The organism is Reyranella sp. (assembly GCF_030651995.1).
Lineage (GTDB): Bacteria > Pseudomonadota > Alphaproteobacteria > Reyranellales > Reyranellaceae > Reyranella.
Genome location: NZ_JAUSBN010000002.1, coordinates 1 through 18,922 on the forward strand (window position 1 = coordinate 1; position 18,922 = coordinate 18,922).

16 protein-coding genes are annotated in these 18,922 nt (G+C 66.4%); 7 read left to right on the forward strand and 9 right to left on the reverse strand.

Annotation, left to right across the window (positions count from 1 at the left end):
- Positions 1-124: 124 nt before the first annotated feature.
- From Q7V45_RS00060 to Q7V45_RS00080, 5 genes are all read right to left on the reverse strand, one after another.
- A complete protein-coding gene (locus Q7V45_RS00060) occupies positions 125-904 on the reverse strand; it encodes an SPOR domain-containing protein (RefSeq protein WP_304845008.1) in 780 nt (259 codons plus the stop codon).
- Positions 905-1,050: 146 nt separating this feature from the next.
- Positions 1,051-2,793, reverse strand: coding sequence for an arginine--tRNA ligase (gene argS / locus Q7V45_RS00065; RefSeq protein WP_304845009.1), 1,743 nt, complete (start codon positions 2,791-2,793; stop codon positions 1,051-1,053).
- A 56-nt stretch (positions 2,794-2,849) separates the two neighbouring features.
- A complete protein-coding gene (locus Q7V45_RS00070; RefSeq protein WP_304845066.1) occupies positions 2,850-4,025 on the reverse strand; it encodes a deoxyguanosinetriphosphate triphosphohydrolase in 1,176 nt (391 codons plus the stop codon).
- A 61-nt stretch (positions 4,026-4,086) separates the two neighbouring features.
- Positions 4,087-4,518, reverse strand: coding sequence for a universal stress protein (locus Q7V45_RS00075; RefSeq protein WP_304845010.1), 432 nt, complete (start codon positions 4,516-4,518; stop codon positions 4,087-4,089).
- A 5-nt stretch (positions 4,519-4,523) separates the two neighbouring features.
- Complete coding sequence (locus Q7V45_RS00080; protein ID WP_304845011.1) at positions 4,524-5,249, reverse strand: TerC family protein; 726 nt, start codon at positions 5,247-5,249, stop codon at positions 4,524-4,526.
- A gap of 119 nt (positions 5,250-5,368) precedes the next feature.
- Here Q7V45_RS00080 and gpt point away from each other — a divergent pair, with 119 nt between their 5' ends.
- Genes gpt through Q7V45_RS00105 form a run of 5 tightly spaced genes read left to right on the forward strand, consistent with a single transcriptional unit; the run spans position 5,369 to position 10,848 of the window.
- Positions 5,369-5,872, forward strand: coding sequence for a xanthine phosphoribosyltransferase (gene gpt, locus Q7V45_RS00085; RefSeq protein ID WP_304845013.1), 504 nt, complete (start codon positions 5,369-5,371; stop codon positions 5,870-5,872).
- Complete coding sequence (locus Q7V45_RS00090; protein ID WP_304845015.1) at positions 5,869-6,882, forward strand: NAD(P)-dependent alcohol dehydrogenase; 1,014 nt, start codon at positions 5,869-5,871, stop codon at positions 6,880-6,882. Before gpt ends, Q7V45_RS00090 begins: the two co-directional genes overlap by 4 nt.
- 12 nt (positions 6,883-6,894) lie before the next feature.
- Positions 6,895-7,881, forward strand: a complete 987-nt coding sequence (locus tag Q7V45_RS00095) for a tripartite tricarboxylate transporter substrate binding protein (protein ID WP_304845018.1) — start codon at positions 6,895-6,897, stop codon at positions 7,879-7,881.
- A gap of 8 nt (positions 7,882-7,889) precedes the next feature.
- Positions 7,890-9,926 carry a bifunctional aldolase/short-chain dehydrogenase gene (locus Q7V45_RS00100; protein ID WP_304845020.1) on the forward strand — a complete coding sequence of 679 codons (2,037 nt, stop codon included), beginning with the start codon at positions 7,890-7,892 and terminating at the stop codon, positions 9,924-9,926.
- Between the two features lie 25 nt (positions 9,927-9,951).
- Positions 9,952-10,848 (forward strand): TauD/TfdA family dioxygenase, encoded by an 897-nt coding sequence (locus Q7V45_RS00105; RefSeq protein WP_304845022.1) that lies wholly within the window; start codon positions 9,952-9,954, stop codon positions 10,846-10,848.
- A gap of 143 nt (positions 10,849-10,991) precedes the next feature.
- Here the strand turns inward: Q7V45_RS00105 and Q7V45_RS00110 are convergent, their stop codons facing one another.
- Positions 10,992-11,633: a glutathione S-transferase family protein gene (locus tag Q7V45_RS00110; RefSeq protein ID WP_304845024.1), complete on the reverse strand. Its 642-nt coding sequence runs from the start codon at positions 11,631-11,633 to the stop codon at positions 10,992-10,994.
- A gap of 64 nt (positions 11,634-11,697) precedes the next feature.
- Here Q7V45_RS00110 and Q7V45_RS00115 point away from each other — a divergent pair, with 64 nt between their 5' ends.
- Complete coding sequence (locus Q7V45_RS00115; RefSeq protein WP_304845026.1) at positions 11,698-12,726, forward strand: aldo/keto reductase; 1,029 nt, start codon at positions 11,698-11,700, stop codon at positions 12,724-12,726.
- 10 nt (positions 12,727-12,736) lie between these two features.
- Positions 12,737-13,564: an amidohydrolase gene (locus Q7V45_RS00120; RefSeq protein WP_304845028.1), complete on the forward strand. Its 828-nt coding sequence runs from the start codon at positions 12,737-12,739 to the stop codon at positions 13,562-13,564.
- A 40-nt stretch (positions 13,565-13,604) separates the two neighbouring features.
- On the opposite strand, the gene Q7V45_RS00125 is transcribed toward Q7V45_RS00120, so the two are convergent.
- The 3 genes from Q7V45_RS00125 to Q7V45_RS00135 all read right to left on the reverse strand — a co-directional run bounded on the left by Q7V45_RS00125 (position 13,605) and on the right by Q7V45_RS00135 (position 18,888).
- Positions 13,605-16,562: a DUF4114 domain-containing protein gene (locus Q7V45_RS00125; RefSeq protein ID WP_304845030.1), complete on the reverse strand. Its 2,958-nt coding sequence runs from the start codon at positions 16,560-16,562 to the stop codon at positions 13,605-13,607.
- Positions 16,563-16,636: 74 nt separating this feature from the next.
- On the reverse strand, positions 16,637-17,095 hold the full coding sequence (locus tag Q7V45_RS00130) for a CHRD domain-containing protein (protein ID WP_304845033.1): 459 nt from the start codon (positions 17,093-17,095) through the stop codon (positions 16,637-16,639).
- A 47-nt stretch (positions 17,096-17,142) separates the two neighbouring features.
- Entirely contained in the window at positions 17,143-18,888 is a 1,746-nt protein-coding gene (locus tag Q7V45_RS00135) for an NAD(P)/FAD-dependent oxidoreductase (RefSeq protein WP_304845036.1), read from the reverse strand.
- Positions 18,889-18,922 lie beyond the last annotated feature (34 nt).

The following is an 18,922-nucleotide window of genomic DNA, read 5'->3' on the forward strand; positions in this document are numbered from 1 at the left end:
GTGGAGAGACCTTCTCTCCCCCAAGAGCCAGCTTATCGCAGGGAGAAGGTCTCTCCACTTCGCCTCGCTGCGCTCGGCTCCGGTCGAGACGACGGGCTTTTTCGCGCGATGATCTCATCGAACCCTAGCGAGCGGGCGGGACCGAGACGCAGTCGGCCTTGCGGGCCTTCAGCGAAGCGCAGACCGAATGGGCCTGCTTCTCGTCGAGCGGGCCGGCCTGCACGCGGTACCAGACGCCGCGATCGCCGAGGTCGACGCGGACAGCCTGCATGCGCAGGCTGGCCAGCTGCTCGCCGTGCGCGCTCTGCAGCCGCGCCCAGGTCGATTTGGCGACGTCCTCGTTCTTCACCGAGGCGACCTGGATGCGCCAGCCGCCGGTCGGCCCGGACATGTTCTCGATCAGGCTGGCGATGCTCGGCCCGCTCTCGGTCGTGGCCGGCGTGTTGGTCGCCGGCTGCATGTTGGGCGGATTGGCCGGCACCTTCGGTTCGCCGACGCCCGGCGCGGGGGTCGAACCGCCGGTGGCCGACGCAGGCTGCAGCGGCGTCGGGGTCTTGACCGCTTCCGCCTCCCTCGGCGGCGAGGCCGGCAGCGGCAGGCCGTTGGCCGGCAGCTTCGGCGTCACCGCGACCGGCAACAGCTTCTCGGGCTGGGCGGGCACGGCGCCGGGAGCGATGCGGTTGAAGACTTCCTTGTCCTGGTTGGGCACCACCAGGCCGCCGGCATTCTCGGGCTTTATGCGAGCCGGGGTGGTCGGCGCCTGTACGACCAGCGGCTCCAATCCCCTGCCGCCCGCCTTGACGTCCTGGTTGTGCGCCCACCAGACCACCGAACCGAAGCTCGCGATGGCGGCGACCGAGACCATCACCGTGAGGATCTGGCCGCGGCGTCTGTTGACCCGCATGAGCAGCGAGTCCCGGGGCGGCGGGGGAATTGAATCAGGTTCATGCGCGACGGGCCGAGGCGGAGGATCGAGCCGCACAGCTACCGACTCGTTGGGCCGGTAGATCGTTGGTCCGTCGCCGGAGGGGGACCGGCGAACATGCATTTTTATCTCATTTCATCGACGGGTGTTACGCCGAAGACCTTTAGGCCTGATCCTATCACAAATCCGATTCCCTGTACCAATGCCAGTCGCGCCCGCGTGAGATCGGAGTCGCCTTCGATCACGAATCGCAGGCCCGGCTCCTCCCGCCCCCGGTTCCAGTGGGAGTGAAAGGCGGCCGCCAGGTCGTAAAGATAGAAGGCGATGCGATGGGGCTCGTGCGCCACCGCCGCCGCTTCGACCTGGCGCGGCCACTGGGCGATCATCCGGATCAGCGCGAGTTCGCCGACGTCTGACAGCCGGTCGAGCGGCGCGCTGTCGAGCCCGTCGATCGCGATGCCCGCAGCCGTCGCCTGGCGCATCACGGAGCGGGTCCGCGCATGGCCATACTGGACATACCAGACCGGGTTGTCGCGTGACTGTTCAGTGGCCTTCACCAGGTCGAAGTCGAACGGCGCGTCGTTCTTGCGTGTGAGCATGGTGAAGCGCACGACGTCGGGTCCGACCTCGTCGAGGAGATCCCGCAGGGTCACGAAGGTGCCGGCGCGCTTGGACATGCGCACCAGTTCGCCGTTGCGCATCACGCGCACCAGCTGACAGAGCTTCACGTCGAGCTCGCCCTGCTTGCCGGTGATGGCGCTGACCGCCGCCTTCATGCGCTTGACGTAGCCGCCATGGTCGGCGCCCCACACGTCGATCATGTCGGCGAAGCCGCGGCGGTATTTGTCATGATGATAGGCGATGTCGTTGGCGAAGTAGGTCCAGCTGCCATCCGACTTCTTGAGCGGCCGGTCGACCTCGTCGCCGAACTTCGTGGCCCGGAAGAGCGTCTGCTCGCGGTCTTCCCAATCGTCGGGAAGCTGCCCCTTCGGCGGCTCAAGCCGGCCCTGGTAGATGAGGCCCTGGTTCGTAAGCTCCTCGAAGGCGCGGTCGACGGCGCCGCTCTCGACCAGCGCGCGCTCCGACGAGAAGACGTCGATATGGACACCGAGCGTCTCGAGATCAGTCTTGATCTCCGCCATCAGCGTGGCGATGGCAAAGGCCCGCATCTCCGGCAGCCAGTCGGACTCGGGCTTGCCGATCCAGCGCGCGCCGTCCCGTTTGGCGATCTCGGCACCCACGTCCTTCAGGTACTCGCCCGGGTAGAGGCCTTCGGGAATCGAGTCGATCGTCTCGCCGAGCGCTTCGCGGTAGCGCAGGTAGGTCGACTGGCCGAGCTTGTCGACCTGCGCGCCCGCATCGTTGATGTAATACTCCTTGGTGACGTCGTAGCCCGCCTTGTGCAGCAGGTTGGACAGCGCGTCGCCCACGATGGCGCCACGCGCATGAGCGACGTGCAGCGGCCCGGTCGGGTTGGCCGAGACATACTCGACGTTCACCTTGGCGCCGTTGCCCATGGTCGAATCGCCATAGGCGATGCCGGCCTTCAGGCAGTCGCCAAGGCGCGCGCGCCAGAAGCCGTCGGCGATCTTGAGGTTGAGGAAGCCCGGCCCCGCCACCGCACCGTCGATTACGTCGGGATTGGCCTTGAGACGCGCGAGCAGCGGCTCGGCGATGTCGCGCGGCTTCTTGCCCGCCGCCTTGGACAGGACCATCGCGGCATTGGTCGCGATGTCGCCATGCGCGGGATCGCGCGGCGGCTCGGCCGTGATAGCGGAAAAATCGAGCTTTTCGGGCAATTCCCCCGCGGCCTGCAGGGACTGGAGGGCCGCGACGATCTCGCCGATGAAATGACGGTAGGGATTCATGGGGCGGGTATTGCCGAATCCGCGCCCTTTGTCATCCGGACGCGCCCCCGGGAAGCTCAGGAATAGAGGTCGAACAGGCGGCGGTGTTCGTCGAGGGCGAAGCGGTCGGTCATGCCGGCGATGTAGTCGGCGACGACGCGGGCGCGGGCGTGGGTGCCGGCCTGCTCGGCCTTCTCGCGCCACGGCGAGGGCAGGCAGTTGGGCTCGGCGAACAGGAGGTTGAACAGGTCGACCACGACGCGGCGGGCCTTGGAATGCGAGCGGTTCAGCTTCCAGTGCTCGTACATGCGCGTGTAGAGGAAGCGCTTCACGGTCTTCTCGGTCTCGGCCATCGCGTCGGAAAAAGCCACGACCGGGCGGCCGAGCGCACGAATGTCGGCCACCGACTTCGGGGCGGCATCGCCGAGCCGGCGCCGCGTCTCGGCCACGAGATCCTCGACCATGGCGTTGATCACGCGGCGCACCGCCTCGTGGATCAGGCGCGTCTGGTCGATGCCGGGATACTTGCCGCTGACCAGGGAGAACATTTCGCCGACCAGCGGCAGGTCGAGCAGGTCCGCGACCTCGAACAGCCCGGCCCGCAGCCCGTCGTCGATGTCGTGGTTGTTGTAGGCGATGTCGTCGCTCAGCGCCGCCACCTGCGCCTCCGGCCCGGCATGGCCGTCGAGCTCGAGGTCGTGGTCCTTGCAATAGTCGACGATGGCGGCGGGCAGTTCGCCCAGCGCCCGGCCCGGCTTCAGCAGCGGGCCGTTGTGCTTCACCGCGCCCTCGAGCGTCTCCCAGGTGAGGTTCAGCCCGTTGAACTCGGCATAGCGGTCCTCGAGCTTGGTGAGGATGCGCAGCGTCTGGGCGTTGTGGTCGAAGCCGGCATAGGGCGCCATGACGCCGTGCAGCGCCTCCTCGCCCGCATGACCGAACGGGGTGTGGCCGAGATCGTGGGCGAGCGCGACGGCCTCGCCGAGATCCTCGTCGAGGCGCAGCACGCGGCAGATCGTGCGCGTGATCTGCGCGACTTCCAGCGAATGGGTGAGGCGGGTGCGGTAGTGGTCGCCCTCGTGGAACACGAAGACCTGCGTCTTGTGCTTCAGCCGCCGGAACGCCGTCGAATGGATGATGCGGTCGCGGTCGCGCTGGAACGGGCTGCGGCTCGGGGATTCTGCCTCGCGATGATGGCGGCCCTTGCTCTGCCACGGCAGCGTCGCATAGGGCGCCAGCGCCTCGTGTCGCCACATCTCCTCGGCCAAACGCGGTCCTCCTGCTGGCCCGCGTTCTACGCCGTCCCGGTCGGGATGGCTACTTGACGAGGGTAACGGGCACCGTGGAATGGGCGATCACGTCCTGCGCCACCGAACCCAGCAGAACGCCGGTGAGGCCGGTATGGCCACGCGTGCCCATCACGACGAGGCCCACGCCCAGTTTCCGGACGAAGTCGGCGACGATCTCGCCTTGGCGACCGACGCCGACATGCTTCTTGGCCGTCACCGCTGCCTTCTGGGCCAGGGCGACGGCCGAGGCCAGCGCCTTCTCACCCTCTTCGCGGTGATAGGAGTCGATCTGCTCGCGCGAGACGAAGGTCGAGACGGCGCCACCGACGTTCGGCTGAACGTTCAACAGGTGCACATCGGCCGCACAGCCGGTGGCGACCATGTCGAGCGCATGCTGGACGGCCCGATCGGAGGTTTCAGAACCGTCCACCGCGACGAGGATGGCATTGATCTTGTGCATGATCGCTACTCCTTGCTGGCGTGGGTGGCGAGATCGACCGGATCTTTCTTGCGCTTCTGCTTGGCCCGGTACTGGAGGAAGTACCCCAGGGCCACAACGAAGACGGCTCCAGCGATCTCGAACGCCAGCTTGGCTTGCGGGAAGGCTGCCACCAGCCAGCTGGCATAGGCGGGATCACTTACAATCGTATTGCCGGCGATCCATCCCAGCAGGCCGCCGCCGGCGACCACGACGATTGGAAAACGGGTCACCAGGACCATGATGAGCTGGGCGCCGAACACCACCAGGGGAATGCTGATCAGCAAGCCGAGGACGATCAAGGTCGTATCGCCCTTTGCCGCTGCCGCGATGGCAATCGCATTGTCCAAGCTCATCACGGCGTCGGCGATGATGATGGTCCGGATCGCGCCCCAAAGCGAACTGGAGGCCTTGACATCACCACCGTGGCTGTCGTCTCCCTGAACGAGTTTCCAGCCAATCCAGAGCAGGAGAAGACCGCCGATCAACTTGAGATAGGGTATCTGCATAAGCTGATCGACGATCAGAACGAAGATCACCCGGAGCAGGATGGCGCCGCCGGTGCCGATCATGATGGCCGGGAACTGGTACTTCTTCTCGAGATTGCGGCAGGCCAGCGCGATAACGAGCGCGTTGTCGCCGGCAAGAACGATATCGATGAGTACGATCTGCGTCAGACCGGCCCAGAAGGCTGGCGTAAACTCGAATCCCATGTCGTCACTTCGCTCAGGTCGATGGTTGAGGTCTGATCTTCATTGTACCGCCCGAAGGTGTTAGTGCAGCCCTTCCGTAGGGGCAAGCCAAACCGGACAGGATTCAGGGACGAAATCGCATGGCGGGCAGTGCTGGTTACAACAGGATGTTCCCCGTCTCATGGACGGAATTGCATCGCGACGCCCGGGCGCTCGCCTGGCGGCTGGCCGACCTCGGGCCGTTCAAGGGCCTGGTCGCGATCACCCGCGGCGGCCTCGTGCCGGCGGCCATCGTCGCACGCGAACTGAACCTTCGGCTGATCGATACGATCTGCTGCTCGACCTACGACCGCATGGAACGCGGCGCCAAGGTCGAGCTGCTGAAGGGCACGTCCGCAGAGCAGGACAAGGGCGCCGGCTGGCTGATCGTCGACGACCTGGTCGACACGGGCGTCACCGCGCGTGCCGTCCGCGCCATGCTGCCCGAGGCCCATTTCGCCACGGTCTATGCAAAGCCCGCCGGCCGACCGGTGGTCGACAGCTACGTCACCGAGGTGAGCCAGGACACCTGGATCCTGTTCCCCTGGGACCAGGAGGCCGTCATGGCCAAGACCATCATCGAACTGAAGGGCGACGCCAAATGAAGTGCTATGTCATCCCCGCCCCCAAGGGCATCGACTCGCTCACACTGGCAGAACGGCCGGATCCAACGCCGGGACCCCGGCAGGTTCTGGTGCGGGTCATGGCGACTTCACTTAACTACCGCGATCTGCTCACCATCGAGGCGCAGTATGCGCGGTCGGTGCCCAAGCCCGACCTGATCCCGCTGTCGGACGGCGCGGGCGAGGTCGTTGCGGTCGGACCGGGCGTCAGCCGGGTCAAGGTCGGTGACCGGGTCGCGGGATGCTTCATGCAACGCTGGTTCGGCGGCGCCATCAGCGACAGTGCGATGCCCTCGGCGATGGGCGGCGCGATCGACGGCATGCTGACCGAGCTCGCGGTGCTGGAGGAAGAAGGTGTCGTGAAGCTGCCGGCCCATCTCAGCTACGAGGAGGGCGCCACGCTCCCCTGTGCCGCCGTCACGGCGTGGCATGCGCTGGTCGAGATTGGCCACCTCAAGGCCGGCGACGTCGTGCAGATCCAGGGCACCGGCGGCGTTTCCATCTTCGCACTGCAGTTCGCCCGCATGTTCGGCGCGCGCGTGATCGGCACGTCGAGCTCGCCGGCCAAGGCCGAGCGACTGATACAGATGGGTGCCGAGGCGGTCATCGACTACAAGACGACGCCCGACTGGGACAAGGAAGCGCTGAAGCTGACCGGCGGGCGCGGTGCCGACATCACGGTCGAGGTCGGCGGCGCCGGCACGCTCCCGCGCTCCTTCACGGCCACCCGCCTCGGCGGCTCCATCGCGGTGATCGGGCTGCTGTCGGGCATGGCGACGCTCGATCCGATGCCGATCCTGCGCCGCAACCTCAAGGTCCAGGGCCTGTATGTCGGCAGCACGCAGATGTTCGAGGCGATGAACCGCGCCATCGAGGCGAATGGCTTGAAGCCCGTCATCGACAAGATCTTCCCGTTCGCCGAAGCCCAGGCCGCCTACCGGCATCTCAGGAGCCAGAAGCATTTCGGCAAGATCGTCATTTCACACGCCTAGGAAGCAGATCCCATGATCAAGCGTCGTCTGTTCAGCGCCGGCCTGCTCGCCGCGCCCTTCGTGAAGCCCGCCTTTGCCCAGAACGCCCCATCGACCTGGCAGCCGACCGGCCCCGTCAAGATGGTCGTGGCCTATCCGGCCGGCGGCCCCACCGACGTGATCGCCCGCATCGTCGCCGCCGACATCTCCGGACCGCTCGGCCAGCAGGTCGTCGTCGAGAATATCTCGGGCGGCGCCGGTGCGATCGGCACGCGTACCGTCGCCAAGGCCAAGCCGGACGGACAGACGATCACGTTCGGCAACAACCAGACCCACGGCAACAACATGTTCATGCTGAAGGAGCCGGGCTACGACGCGGTGAAGGATTTTGCGCCGCTGGCCGGCGCCGGCGCCTTCGAGCATGTCTTCGTCGTGCGCAAGGACCTGCCGGTGAACAACATCAAGGAGCTGATCGCGCTGGCCAAGGCCAGGCCCGGCGAGCTGAACTACGGCTCCACCGGCATCGGCTCGGGCTCGCATCTCTCGACCGAACTGTTCATGGCGCGCACCGGCATCAAGATGACCCAGGTGCCCTATCGCGGCGCGCCGCCGCTGGTGCAGGACCTGGTCGGCGGCCGGATCGACATCTCCAACTCGACGCTGCCCAGCGTGCTGGCGCAGATCAAGGCGGGCACGATCCGGGCTATCGCCATCGGCAGCGCCAAGCGCAACCCGCAGCTGCCCGACGTCCCGACGCTCGAGGAGCAGGGCGTGACCGGCGCCAACGCCTCGTCGTGGGCCGCCTTCTTCGCGCCGGCGGCGACACCGCAACCGGCGCTCGACAGGCTCTCGGGCGAGATCATGAAGAGCCTGAAGAAGCCCGAAGTCGTCGAGAAGATCGACAAGCTCGGCTTCACCGTCGAGCCGCGCGACCCCGCGCAGTTCAAGCCGTACCAGGAGCGTGAGATCGCGACCTGGGTGAAGATCGCCAAGGATGCCGGGATCGAGCCGGGAGAGTAGGCAGCGCCATGAAGAACCTCTGGTCCGACGACGACGCCAGCCAGGCAATCACCAGCCACGCCGCCAAGGGAATCGGCGAGGACCTGGCCCTGCGCATCTACACGACGCGCCTGCTGGGCGGCGAGCCGAAGCTGGTGCTGCACGGCGGCGGCAACACCTCGGTGAAGACGCGCATGGCCGACGTCACCGGCCAGCCGCTCGACGTGCTCTGCGTGAAGGGCAGCGGCTGGGACATGGGCACGATCGAGGCGCCCGGCCTGCCCGCCGTCCGCCTCGCCCCGCTGCGTGAGCTGGAGGGGCTGCAGGCGCTCAGCGACGAGGACATGGTGAATGTGCAGCGCGCCAACCTGCTCGACAGCAAGGCGCCCAACCCGTCGGTCGAAACGCTGCTGCACGCGTTCCTGCCGCACAAGTTCATCGACCATACGCATTCCAACGCGGTGCTGGCGCTGACCGACCAGCCCGACGGCGCCGAACTGGCGGCCGATCTCTACGGCAAGCGCGCGGCGCTGGTGCCCTACGTCATGCCGGGCTTCGCGCTCGCCAGGAAGACGGCCGAGATCGCGAAGGCGAACCCCGACGTCGAGGGGCTGATCCTGCTGAAGCACGGCATCTTCTCGATGGGCGCCACCGCCCAAGAAGCCTATGTCCGCATGATCGACCTCGTGACGATGGCCGAGCAGCGTCTCGCCAAGGCCACGCGCAAGATCTTCCCCGGCGCCACCCTGCCGGCAAAGCCTGCGACGGCAGCCGAGATCGCGCCGATCCTGCGCGGCCTGTTCTCGTTGCCGGCCAAGGAAGGTGGCCGCGAAGCCGCGCAGCGTTTCGTGTTCGAGTTCCGCAGCTCGCCGGAGATCCTGGCCTATGTGAACGGCAGGGAGATCGCGCGCTACAGCCAGCAGGGTCCGGTGACGCCCGACCACGCGATCCGCACCAAGAACGTGGCGTTCATCGCGCCCCCGCCGGAAGCCGGCAAGCTCGACGCGTTCCGGACCGACACGAAGACCGCGCTCGATAAGTTCGCCGCCGACTATCACGCCTATTTCATGCGCTACAATGGCCGCCAGATCGTGGCCAAGAAGGAACTCGACCCGATCCCGCGCGTCGCGCTGGTGCCGGGCGTCGGCCTGTTCGGTATCGGCAATAGTTCGAAGGACGCCAAGATCGCGGCCGATCTCGCCGAGACGACGGTGGCGGTGATTGCCGACGCCGAGCGGCTCGGCACCTACGAGTGCATCCCCGAACCCGACATCTTCGACATCGAATACTGGTCGCTCGAACAGGCCAAGCTCAGCGCCGCGGCCGAGAAGCCGCTGGCGCGGCGCATCGTGGTCGTGACGGGCGGTGCCTCGGGCATTGGTGCTGCAACCGCGGCCGCCTTCGCGCGCGAGGGCGCCGAGGTGGCGGTGCTCGACCGCGACGTTTCGAAGGTGAAGGGCTTGGGCATCGCCTGCGACGTGACCGATCCGGAATCGGTACGCGCCGCGTTCGACACGGTCGCGGCGACCTTCGGCGGCGTCGACATCGTGGTCTCCAACGCCGGCGCCGCCTGGCAGGGACGCATCGGCGACGTCGACGAGGCCGTGCTGCGTCAGAGCTTCGAACTCAATTTCTGGGCGCACCAGAGCGTGGCGCAGAACGCGGTCCGCATCATGCGCACCCAGGGTCTGGGCGGCTGCCTGCTGTTCAACACCTCCAAGCAGGCGGTGAATCCCGGCCCGGACTTCGGCCCCTATGGCCTGCCGAAGGCCGCCACCCTGTTCCTGATGCGCCAGTACGCACTCGACCACGGCGGCGACGGCATCCGCGCCAATGCCGTCAACGCCGACCGCATCCGCACGGGTCTCCTGACGGACGAGATGATCGCCCAGCGGTCGAAGGCGCGTGGCCTCAGCGAGGCCGACTATATGGGCGGCAACCTGCTCGGCCTCGAAGTGACGGCCGACGATGTCGCGCAGGCCTTCGTTTCGCTGGCCAAAGCGGCGAAGACGACGGGCGCTGTCACGACCGTGGACGGTGGTAACATCGCGGCCGCCCTGCGCTAGGGCTCCTCACCCAAGGGAGGTCCTGTTGCCGATCGAGACGCGTCCCCTCCAGCCGCTCCAGCCCCTCTTCGCCGCCGAGATGAAGGGCATCGACGCGACGCGGCCGCTGACACCGGCCGATGTCGCCGCCTTCGAGGCCGGCATGGACAAGTACGCCGTACTCGTCCTGCCCGGTCAGGATATGACCGACGAACAGCAGCTCGCCTTCACGCGCAACTTCGGCCCCTTGCAGGAGGGCGCCAACACCACCCTGACGGCGACCACGATGCGCCTGGGCGGGGCCTTCGCCGATGTCTCCAACCTCGACAAGGACAACAGGCGACTCGAACGCAACGACCGCCGCCGCATGGCCGCGCTCGGCAACCGACTGTGGCACTCCGACGCCACCTTCCGCATCGTGCCGGCGCGCTACTCGCTGTTGAGCGGCCGCATCGTGACCCGCGACGGCGGCAACACCGAGTTCGCCGACATGCGCGCCGCCTACGCTGCGCTCGACGAAGCCACCAAGGCGGAGATCGAGGACCTGGTCTGCGAGCATTCGCTGATCTATTCGCGCGGCCAGCTGGGCTTCACCGACTTCACCGATGAGGAACGTCACCGCATGAAGCCGGTGCTGCACCGGCTGGTGCGCACGCATCCGGTCACCGGCGCCAAGTCGCTCCTCCTGTCGGCCCATATCGGCGCCATCGTCGGCTGGCCGCGGCCCGAGGCCATGGCCTTCATCCGCGACCTGATGGAACACGCAACGCAGCCCGAGTTCGTCTACGTCCACCGCTGGACGAAGAACGACTTCGTGATCTGGGACAACCGCACCACCATGCACCGCGTCCGCCGCTTCGACGACCTCAACATCGTCCGCGACATGCGCCGCACCACGACCATGAGCGAAGGCCCGACTGTCGAGGGGCAGCAGGCGGCTTAACAATAGCCGTCGTCTCGACCGAAGCCTCGCGTAGCGAGGCGTAGCGGAGAGACCTTCGCCCTACCATTTGCCGGCTTGTGGTGGCGCGAAGGTCTCTCCGCTCCGCGCCTGCGGCGCTTCGGTCGAGACGACGGGTTGTTAAATCAACGCCCCTCGAACTCCGTATCCTTCTTCGGGATCAGATCGTACGGCAGCGCGAAGCCCGGCATTGCCTTGATCCGCTCGCGCCACGCCGCGAGATGAGGTCGCGAATCGATCGACAGGCCGCCTTCGTGGGCGAAGACCATGCGGCCCCAGCAGCCGACATCGGCGATCGAGCAGGCATCGCCCACCAGCCATTCGCGCCCTGCCAGGGACTTGTCGGCGAAGTCGAGCGCCGCCTCGGCCTGCGGCCGGAAGAAATTCACGATGTCCTGCGAGACGTCGGGACGGAAGCGCGCGAAATGGCGGACGCGCGCCACGTTGGTGAGGGCGTCGTTTTCCCAGGCGAGCCACTCGCGCGCCCGCCAGCGATGCTGCTCGGTCTTCGGCTCGAAGTGCCCGGTCGTGCGCGCGAGGTAGTCAAGGATCACGTTCGACATCACGAGGGTGAGGCCGCGATGACGCAGCACCGGCACCTGGCCGTAGCGGTTGATCGCGAGGTGTGCCGCTTCCTTCTGCACACCGTTCTTCAGGTTGACGGTGCGGAACGAGAACGGCAGGCCCGAGAGCGCCAGAAAGAGCATCGGCTTGTAGCTCGAACTCGACGTGAAACTGCCGTGCAGAACGAGGCGCTCGTCGGTCATGGGAACTCCTGTGGCATTGGCCGGAGGCAATTCGTACTCTCCCCTTTCCTCGGAGGAAACGAACATGACAGCGCTGAAGCGCCGGAAGGTCGGGAAAACCAAACTCGAAGTCACCGAGATCGGTCTCGGCGGTGCGCCGATGGGCGGCTTTCGCGCCACCATTTCCGATGCGGAGGCGGTGCAGCTCACCAACGACGGGTACGATTCCGGCATCCGCTACTTCGACACCTCGCCCTTCTACGGCTATGGCCGCAGCGAACTGCGCATGGGTGCGGCGCTACGTGAGAAGCCGCGCGACAGCTACGTGCTGTCGACCAAGATCGGCCGCATCCTGCATGTGCGCAAGCCGGGCGAGGTGCTGCCGAAGGACTTCCGCGAGAACGGCCTGCCGGGCTTCGTCCCGACCTTCGACTATACCTATGACGGCGTGATGCGCTCGCTGGAGCACTCGCACCTGCGGCTGGGGCTCGACAGGATCGACATCGCGCTGATCCATGACGTCGACTTCTGGACGATCAAGGACCGCGCGATCCTCGACGAGCGTTTCAAGACGGTGATGGACTCGGGCTTCCGCGCGCTCGACGAGCTGCGCCGCGCGGGAATCATCTCCGCGATCGGCGTCGGCATCAACGAGAGCGACACCAGCACGCGCTTCGTCAAGGCGGGCGACTTCGACTGCATGCTGCTCGCGGGGCGCTACACCTTGCTGGAACAGGGTGCACTGGAGGAATTCCTGCCGGAATGCACCAAGCGCGGCGTCTCGGTGATCCTGGGCGGGCCGTACAATTCCGGCATCCTCACCGGCAACGTGAAGGCCGGCGCGACGCACGACTATGTCGCCGCACCGCAGCACCTGGTCGACAAGGCGCAGAAGATCGAAGCGGTGTGCCAGCGGCATGGCGTGCCGCTCGGCGCCGCGGCGATGCAATTCCCGCTGTTTCACCCCGCCTTCTGCTCCGTCATTCCCGGCGCGCTCAGCGTCGCGGAAGTGAAGCAGAACGTGGCCTACATGAACGTGAAGATTCCGGTCGAGCTGTGGAGCGAGCTCAAGCAGGAGAAGCTGCTGGATCCGGCGGCACCGACCCCCAACTGAGGAAGCCGACATGAAGATCGTCGATGCGCAGATCCACATCTGGTCGCAAACCGTCACGCCACCTTCCGGCCTGCATCGCAAGGTCGAGAGCTTCACGGCCGAGCAGGCGCTGAAGGAGATGGACGAGGCTGGCGTCGATGCCGCGCTGATCCATCCGCCCTACAGCTGGGATCCGACCTCCAGCCAGCTCGCCCTCGATGCGGCGCGGAAATATCCCGACCGCTTCGCCGTGATGGGCCAGTTCCCGCTGCAGGACCCCGAGAGCCGCAACCGCATCAGGGGCTGGCGCAACCAGCCCGGCATGATGGGCCTGCGCTGGGCGCTGCTGCAGCCGGCCGAGCAGAAGTGGTTGAACGACGGGCTGCTCGACTGGGTGTGGCCGGCTGCCGAGACGGAAGGCATTCCGGTCGCCACGATGGGCGGCATCTTTCCCGACAAGTTCCGCGAGATCGCCGAGAAGCATCCCAACCTCAAGATGATCGTCGACCATTGCGGGCTGAACCGTCACGGCCAGGACGAGGAAGCCTTCATCCATCTCGACAAGCTGGTGGCACTGGCCAAGCTGCCCAACGTTGCGGTGAAGGCGACCGGCGCGCCGCATTACTCGACCAAGGGCTATCCGTTCCGCAACATCCAGGACGGGCTGCACCGAATCTTCGATGCGTTCGGTCCCAAGCGCTTCTTCTGGGGCACCGACATCACCCGCATGCAATGCACGTACCGCCAGTGCGTGACCTTCTTCACCGAGGAACTGCCCTGGCTGAAGGGACGCGATCTCGAGGACGTGATGGGTCGCGGCCTGTGTGAGTGGATCGACTGGAAGCTCAAGTTCGACTGACTGGTCGGAGGCGATCCAACTCGAATGACACGCCCGGCCATCACACCAACCAGCCGCTCCCTGACGCGCTGGTGAAGTCGAGCTGGACGATCATGTCGTTGTAATCGCGGTCGCCGCCGCCCCTGGTGTCTTCCCAACCCCAGGTGTTGACGCCGTAGTTCCAGAGGTGCCCCTGCCCGTCCGGATTGGCCTGCGAGAAGGCCCAGTAGGTGTTGCCGCGGGTCAGGTTGACCAGCGTCATGGCGACCAGATCGCCGGCATCGACATGGAGCAGCGCGTTCTGCGTGTAGTTGCCGTAGCCGGGACCGCCGAGCATCGTGCCACCCGTCGCGAGCTGGTAGGCGCTGGCGTAGGCCGCCGCGGCGTATCCCGCATGGCCCGGCGCAATGCCGTTGATGGTGCCGGACAAGTCATCGACCTTGTAGAAGGTGACGCCCAGAGTGTCCCGGCCGTTCTGACGCACGCGCACGACCGCCATCTGGTCGTCGGCGGCAGCAGCCGTCTCGGCCACCGCGACGGCGCGGGCCACGCGCACCACGCCATCGTCCGCCATGAAATCGACGAAGCCGTAAGCACTGGTGAGGCCCGCCTGGATCGCCTGTCCGGTCTGGCCATCGATCGACACGCTCAGCGAGTCCGAGTCGCCGACTGAATACTGCATCGGCGCGCCGTGCCCGTAGCCATCGAACAGCCGCACGAGTCCGGCATCGAAATCCGCCTGCAGGGACTGCATCGCCAGGCGACTGGTCCAGGCAAGGCCGGCCGACGCGCCGCTCGTATAGTCGAAGCTGTCGCCGCCGATCGTGACGTCGATCGCAGCGCCGTTGGACGACATGGTCTGGAACAGCAGGCTCTGCGACGCGCCGCTGGTCCAGCCGCTCGCGAGGTCGCCGTCCACCACGTCCGGCTCGGCGGAAAAGTACATCTGCGAGTGCGCGATCCAACTCAGCGAGCGCGCCAGCTGCACGCCGTTGGGCGAGCCCAGGCCGGTCGTCAGGTCGTAGCCGGCGGTGGCTTCGTAGCCGAAGCCGGTCGGCACGACATGGAGTCCGTCGGCATTGACGATCGGCGAGGTCGAATCGACGTAGTACGATGAGACATTGTTGCCCATCGTGATGTCGTTGAACGACGCGGGTGCAACGGCCGCCGCGATGTAGAGCAGGTCGTTCGAGAATCCGAGATTGGGCAGGCCCTGATCGGCAAAGATCGTGTCGACCTGCGCCAGCAGCGCGGCCCAGAGCGGCGCGGCGGCACTGGTGCCTTCGGTTCTGCTCGTACCCACCATGTCGGCCGGCGGCACGTAGTACGACATGTTCCCGCCGGCATTGGCGGCGACGTCGGGTGCGCCGCGGCCGGACCCACCATAGGGCGGGACATTGATGCTGGCCGGCAGGAGGCCGAAGGCTCGCTGGTACCACGGCGTTGGCTGCGTCGTGTCGACGCCGCCATCGCCCGCGCCGAAGCCCGCTCCCGTCCAGGTGCTCGGGTTCGACTCGCTCGGATCCGACACGGGAGTGAAGGTGAACTGGTTCCACGTCGTTTCGAGAAACGTCTGCGTCTGCGGCGCCGTCACGTCGGATGGCATGGTCTTCAGGCCGGCGACGACGAGCTGCCACAGCGTCGAAGGATCCTTGGCGAGCGCCGCCGCGTAGAGTGCACTGGTGGTCGGATCGCTTGGCGCCGTACTCTGCGTCGTGACCGACGTGCCGCCGACCACGATCACGTAGGGTGAGCTCGAATTGACGTTCTGGTTGGCGAGCCCGTTCGCGAAGCCCCAGCTCGATCCGAAATCGTTGTCGGCCTTGAGCACCGTGATGTTGCGCAAGGCGGCGTCGACGAACAGCTCGGACGCGGCGACGGCGAAGGGCGAACCGGGCTTCGTCTGCTGGGTCATCGACGTCGACGCGGAAATGACCGATGGCTGGTTGGTCTGATCCCAGAACGCACCCTGGAACGCAGTGAAGACGTTGGAATACGCGCCCTGCGTCGTGCCGGGGTCGGTCGCGCCGGGCTGGTAGAAACCCGAACCGGCATAAAGGCCGATCGGGCTGCCCGGGCTTGCCGTGGCGATCACGCCCACGTCGAGCGAGCGTTCGCCGGGATCGGTCTGGCTGCTGCCCGGACCGGCATAGTAGGTCCCGTTGTTGGCGACGGTGTAGTAGGTGCCGGGCGTCGTCAGGCCTGCAGTGGTGCGATAGGTATCGAGCAGCGTCTGGAACGACAGCGATCCCGCGGGAAGGGCGTCGGCGCTGCCGGGTTCGAGAAGACCGACGGTCGCCGTCGTGACCGCGGGATACTCGGCCAGCGGGAAATTGTAGAACCACTTGGCCATGTTCGACGGATAGGGTTCCGCCTTCGCGTCCTCAGGGGCACCATTGCCGATGCTCTGCGGACCGGCCACGAGATCGGCCACTGCACTGCCCGCGAGATTCCCGAGAGCAGGCCCAGGCCCACGCTGAAGGAAATCGAACCACACGCCGACGCCGAGGCTCGACAGAGAGTCCGGCAGCGACAGCGAGCCGTTCCAGAAGTACTTGCCGCCGTCGATCAGCGTGCCGGCCTGCAGCGCATCCTGGTCGAACAACGTCTTGAAATCGGCGGGCGAGAGCTGCAGCCAGATCGTGCGCGACTCGGCCGAGGAGATGTAGCCGTCGCTGCCCGCCGCATCGCCCAGCAGGGTGAGACCGAGTTGCCCCGCGCCATTGCCCGTGAGCAGCGACACGGCCGCATCGTACTGGGCCTGGTCGGCACCGTAGGTCGTCCACAGCGTACCCTGCGCATCGAGATCGGCCAGCATCGTCTGGCGCGTGGCCCAGTCGCTGGTCAGCAGCACCGTGGGATCGTTGGCCCGCGGCAGCGTGATCGCGACGTTGACGATCTCGTCGGCCTGCCTCCAACTCGTCATGTCGTAGGCGTCCTGCACGGTCGTCGCCGACGTGTACTCCAGCATCCGGTAGCTGGTCATGTCGAGGTACAGCGAGTCGGAAAGCACGGCCACGGAGACACCCTTTGCTGTGAGCGTGCAGACTATCAGCGACAGGCGCTGCCGCTAACAGTCCATTCGACCCAAGCTTACTTCTTCAGCGGCAGGATCTGGCCGCGAATCTCGCCGTCGGGATACTTCTCGGTCATTACTTTGACGTACCAGAGACCGGCCAGGACTTCCCGGGCCTGCTGTTCGGTCAGCGTCACGCCGTCGTTCAGGGTTGACCGGTCGGCGTAGAACGGTACGTCGATGGGAACGACCTGCACAGCATTCTGGTCCGATGCGGCGGGGCCGTAGAGGCCTACCTGGCGCACGGGACCGCTCAGCCGCACCAGGTTGATCCTGTATTCCAGCACCTTGGTCGACGGCCGGTAGACGGCCGAGAAGTAACCCTCGCCCTTGCTGTCGGTCGCCGGCACCTCGCGCGCGCCACTGAGGTCCGCGCGGAAGTCGGTCTTCGGCAAGTCGGGCTCGCCCATGTTGAACGAGCAGCCCGACACAGCGAGCAGGAGGCAGAGGACGAGGCGGCGGGTGGAACGGTGCATGCGTCTTCAGTGTACGTCGCAAACCGGCATGGCGTCCCCGCCCTGCGTCACGCTTTGTGATGCACCGGCGCCTGGCCGTAGACCGGCGTCGGCAGCGCCTCGAGGCGCGCCTTGAGCTGCAGCGACAGGAAGATCGAGTAGAGCCGCGACTGCATCAGGTTGCCGCCATGGAACCAAAGATTTTCCTGGGCCGTCGGCTTCCACATGTTGCGCAGCTCGCCCTCCCAGGGGCCGGGATCCTTGGCGGTGCCGGAGCCCAGGCCCCAGCACTTGCCGACCTTGTCGGCGACCTCGGGCGAGATCAGCTCGGCCGCCCACTGGTTCATCGAGCCGTATCCGGTCGCATAGACGACCAGATCGGCCTTCAGTTGGGTGCCGTCTTTCAGCACGACCGAGTCCTCGGTCAGACGCTCGATCTCAACACCGGACTTGAGCTTGATGCGGCCATCGGCGATCAGGTCCGAGGCGCCGACGTCAATGTAGTAGCCGGAGCCGCGACGCAGATACATCGGGCCGATGCCCGTATTGTCCTCGCCGAAGGTCAGCTTGAAGCCCGCCTTCTCCAGCCGTGCGTAGAAGTCTGCATCCTCGCGCCGAATCTGCTCGACAACGGGCTGCATCACCCTGGGCAGAGCGCCGTAGGGCATCGACGCCGTGGTGAGGTCGGCGATTTCGGTGGTGATGCCGGAGGCCACCGCCTCCTCCGAATAGAGCGGCCGGTTGCGGGCCAGCGTATCGGCGCGCACGACCAGGGTCGGTGAGCGCTGCAGCAGGGTGACGTCGGCGCCGTGTTCCCAGAGGTCGGCAGCGATATCGTGCGCGGAGTTGTTCGAGCCCACGACGACGCACTTCTTGCCGGCCCACCCCTCGCCGCCGGGATGGCGGCTGGAATGATGCTGTGTACCCTTGAAGCGCTCCGCGCCCGGGAACTCCGGGATCTCAGGAAAGCCCGACATGCCGGTCGCGATCACGAGTTGCTTCGGCCTGAGCGTCACTTCCCGGCCGTCCCGCTCGACGACGACGGTCCACTCGCCCCTGGCCTCGTCGAACGATGAGCTCTTGCAGGTGGTCGACGGCCAGTAATCGAGTTCCATGATCTTCGTGTAGGACTCGAGCCAGTCGCCCATCTTGTCCTTGGGCGTGTAGACCGGCCAGTGATCGGGGAACGGCAGGTACGGCAGATGGTCGTACCAGACCGGATCGTGCAGGCAGAGCGACTTGTAGCGATTGCGCCAGGCATCGCCGGGGCGCGGATTGCGATCGACGATCAGGGCCGGAACGCCGAGCCGCTTCAGGCGGGCGCCGAGCGCGATGCCGCCCTGCCCGCCGCCGATCACCAGCACATAGGGCTGGCGATCGTAGCCCAGTTCCTTCGCATCGGCCTTGCGGCGGTCGGTCCAGGTCACGCGATCCCTGAAGGCGCCGTGCTGCGTGCCGTGCTCGCGCGACGGCCCCTTCTTCTCCTCGAAGCCCTTCAGCTCCAACAGCGCGGTGAAGAACGTCCAGGCCTTGCCGTCCTTCAGGCGGACATGCCCCGTGCCGCGGCCCTGCGCCGTCTCGAAGGTGAACCAGCCCGGCCGGCCCGAGAGAACGAAAGAGTCGGGCTTCACATCACCGAGGCGCGTCTCGAGCATGTCAGCCATCGCAGAGCGGCTCTCGAGCGTCACGATGTTCCAGGTGAAGGCCACGAGGTCGCGCCAGTAGCAGTCGTCGGCAAACAGCGCCGTCGCAGCATCGGTGTCGGATCGCTTCAACGCGGACGCAAACTCCGCAAGCCACTTGGTCTCGTTCATTGTCATCCCATTGCGACGGACATGCAGGCGGCGC

Excerpts from the sequence above, each read along its gene's own strand:
- Q7V45_RS00090 (WP_304845015.1), top strand. The coding sequence starts at position 5,869 with ATGAAGTGCTATGTCATCCCCGCCCCCAAGGGCATCGACTCGCTCACA.
- argS (WP_304845009.1), bottom strand. The coding sequence starts at position 2,793 with ATGAATCCCTACCGTCATTTCATCGGCGAGATCGTCGCGGCCCTCCAG.
- Q7V45_RS00070 (WP_304845066.1), bottom strand. The coding sequence starts at position 4,025 with ATGTGGCGACACGAGGCGCTGGCGCCCTATGCGACGCTGCCGTGGCAG.
- Q7V45_RS00110 (WP_304845024.1), bottom strand. The coding sequence starts at position 11,633 with ATGACCGACGAGCGCCTCGTTCTGCACGGCAGTTTCACGTCGAGTTCG.
- Q7V45_RS00130 (WP_304845033.1), bottom strand. The coding sequence starts at position 17,095 with ATGCACCGTTCCACCCGCCGCCTCGTCCTCTGCCTCCTGCTCGCTGTG.
- Q7V45_RS00075 (WP_304845010.1), bottom strand. The coding sequence starts at position 4,518 with ATGCACAAGATCAATGCCATCCTCGTCGCGGTGGACGGTTCTGAAACC.
- Q7V45_RS00115 (WP_304845026.1), top strand. The coding sequence starts at position 11,698 with ATGACAGCGCTGAAGCGCCGGAAGGTCGGGAAAACCAAACTCGAAGTC.
- gpt (WP_304845013.1), top strand. The coding sequence starts at position 5,369 with ATGGCGGGCAGTGCTGGTTACAACAGGATGTTCCCCGTCTCATGGACG.
- Q7V45_RS00095 (WP_304845018.1), top strand. The coding sequence starts at position 6,895 with ATGATCAAGCGTCGTCTGTTCAGCGCCGGCCTGCTCGCCGCGCCCTTC.
- Q7V45_RS00080 (WP_304845011.1), bottom strand. The coding sequence starts at position 5,249 with ATGGGATTCGAGTTTACGCCAGCCTTCTGGGCCGGTCTGACGCAGATC.
- Q7V45_RS00060 (WP_304845008.1), bottom strand. The coding sequence starts at position 904 with ATGCGGGTCAACAGACGCCGCGGCCAGATCCTCACGGTGATGGTCTCG.
- Q7V45_RS00120 (WP_304845028.1), top strand. The coding sequence starts at position 12,737 with ATGAAGATCGTCGATGCGCAGATCCACATCTGGTCGCAAACCGTCACG.
- Q7V45_RS00100 (WP_304845020.1), top strand. The coding sequence starts at position 7,890 with ATGAAGAACCTCTGGTCCGACGACGACGCCAGCCAGGCAATCACCAGC.
- Q7V45_RS00135 (WP_304845036.1), bottom strand. The coding sequence starts at position 18,888 with ATGAACGAGACCAAGTGGCTTGCGGAGTTTGCGTCCGCGTTGAAGCGA.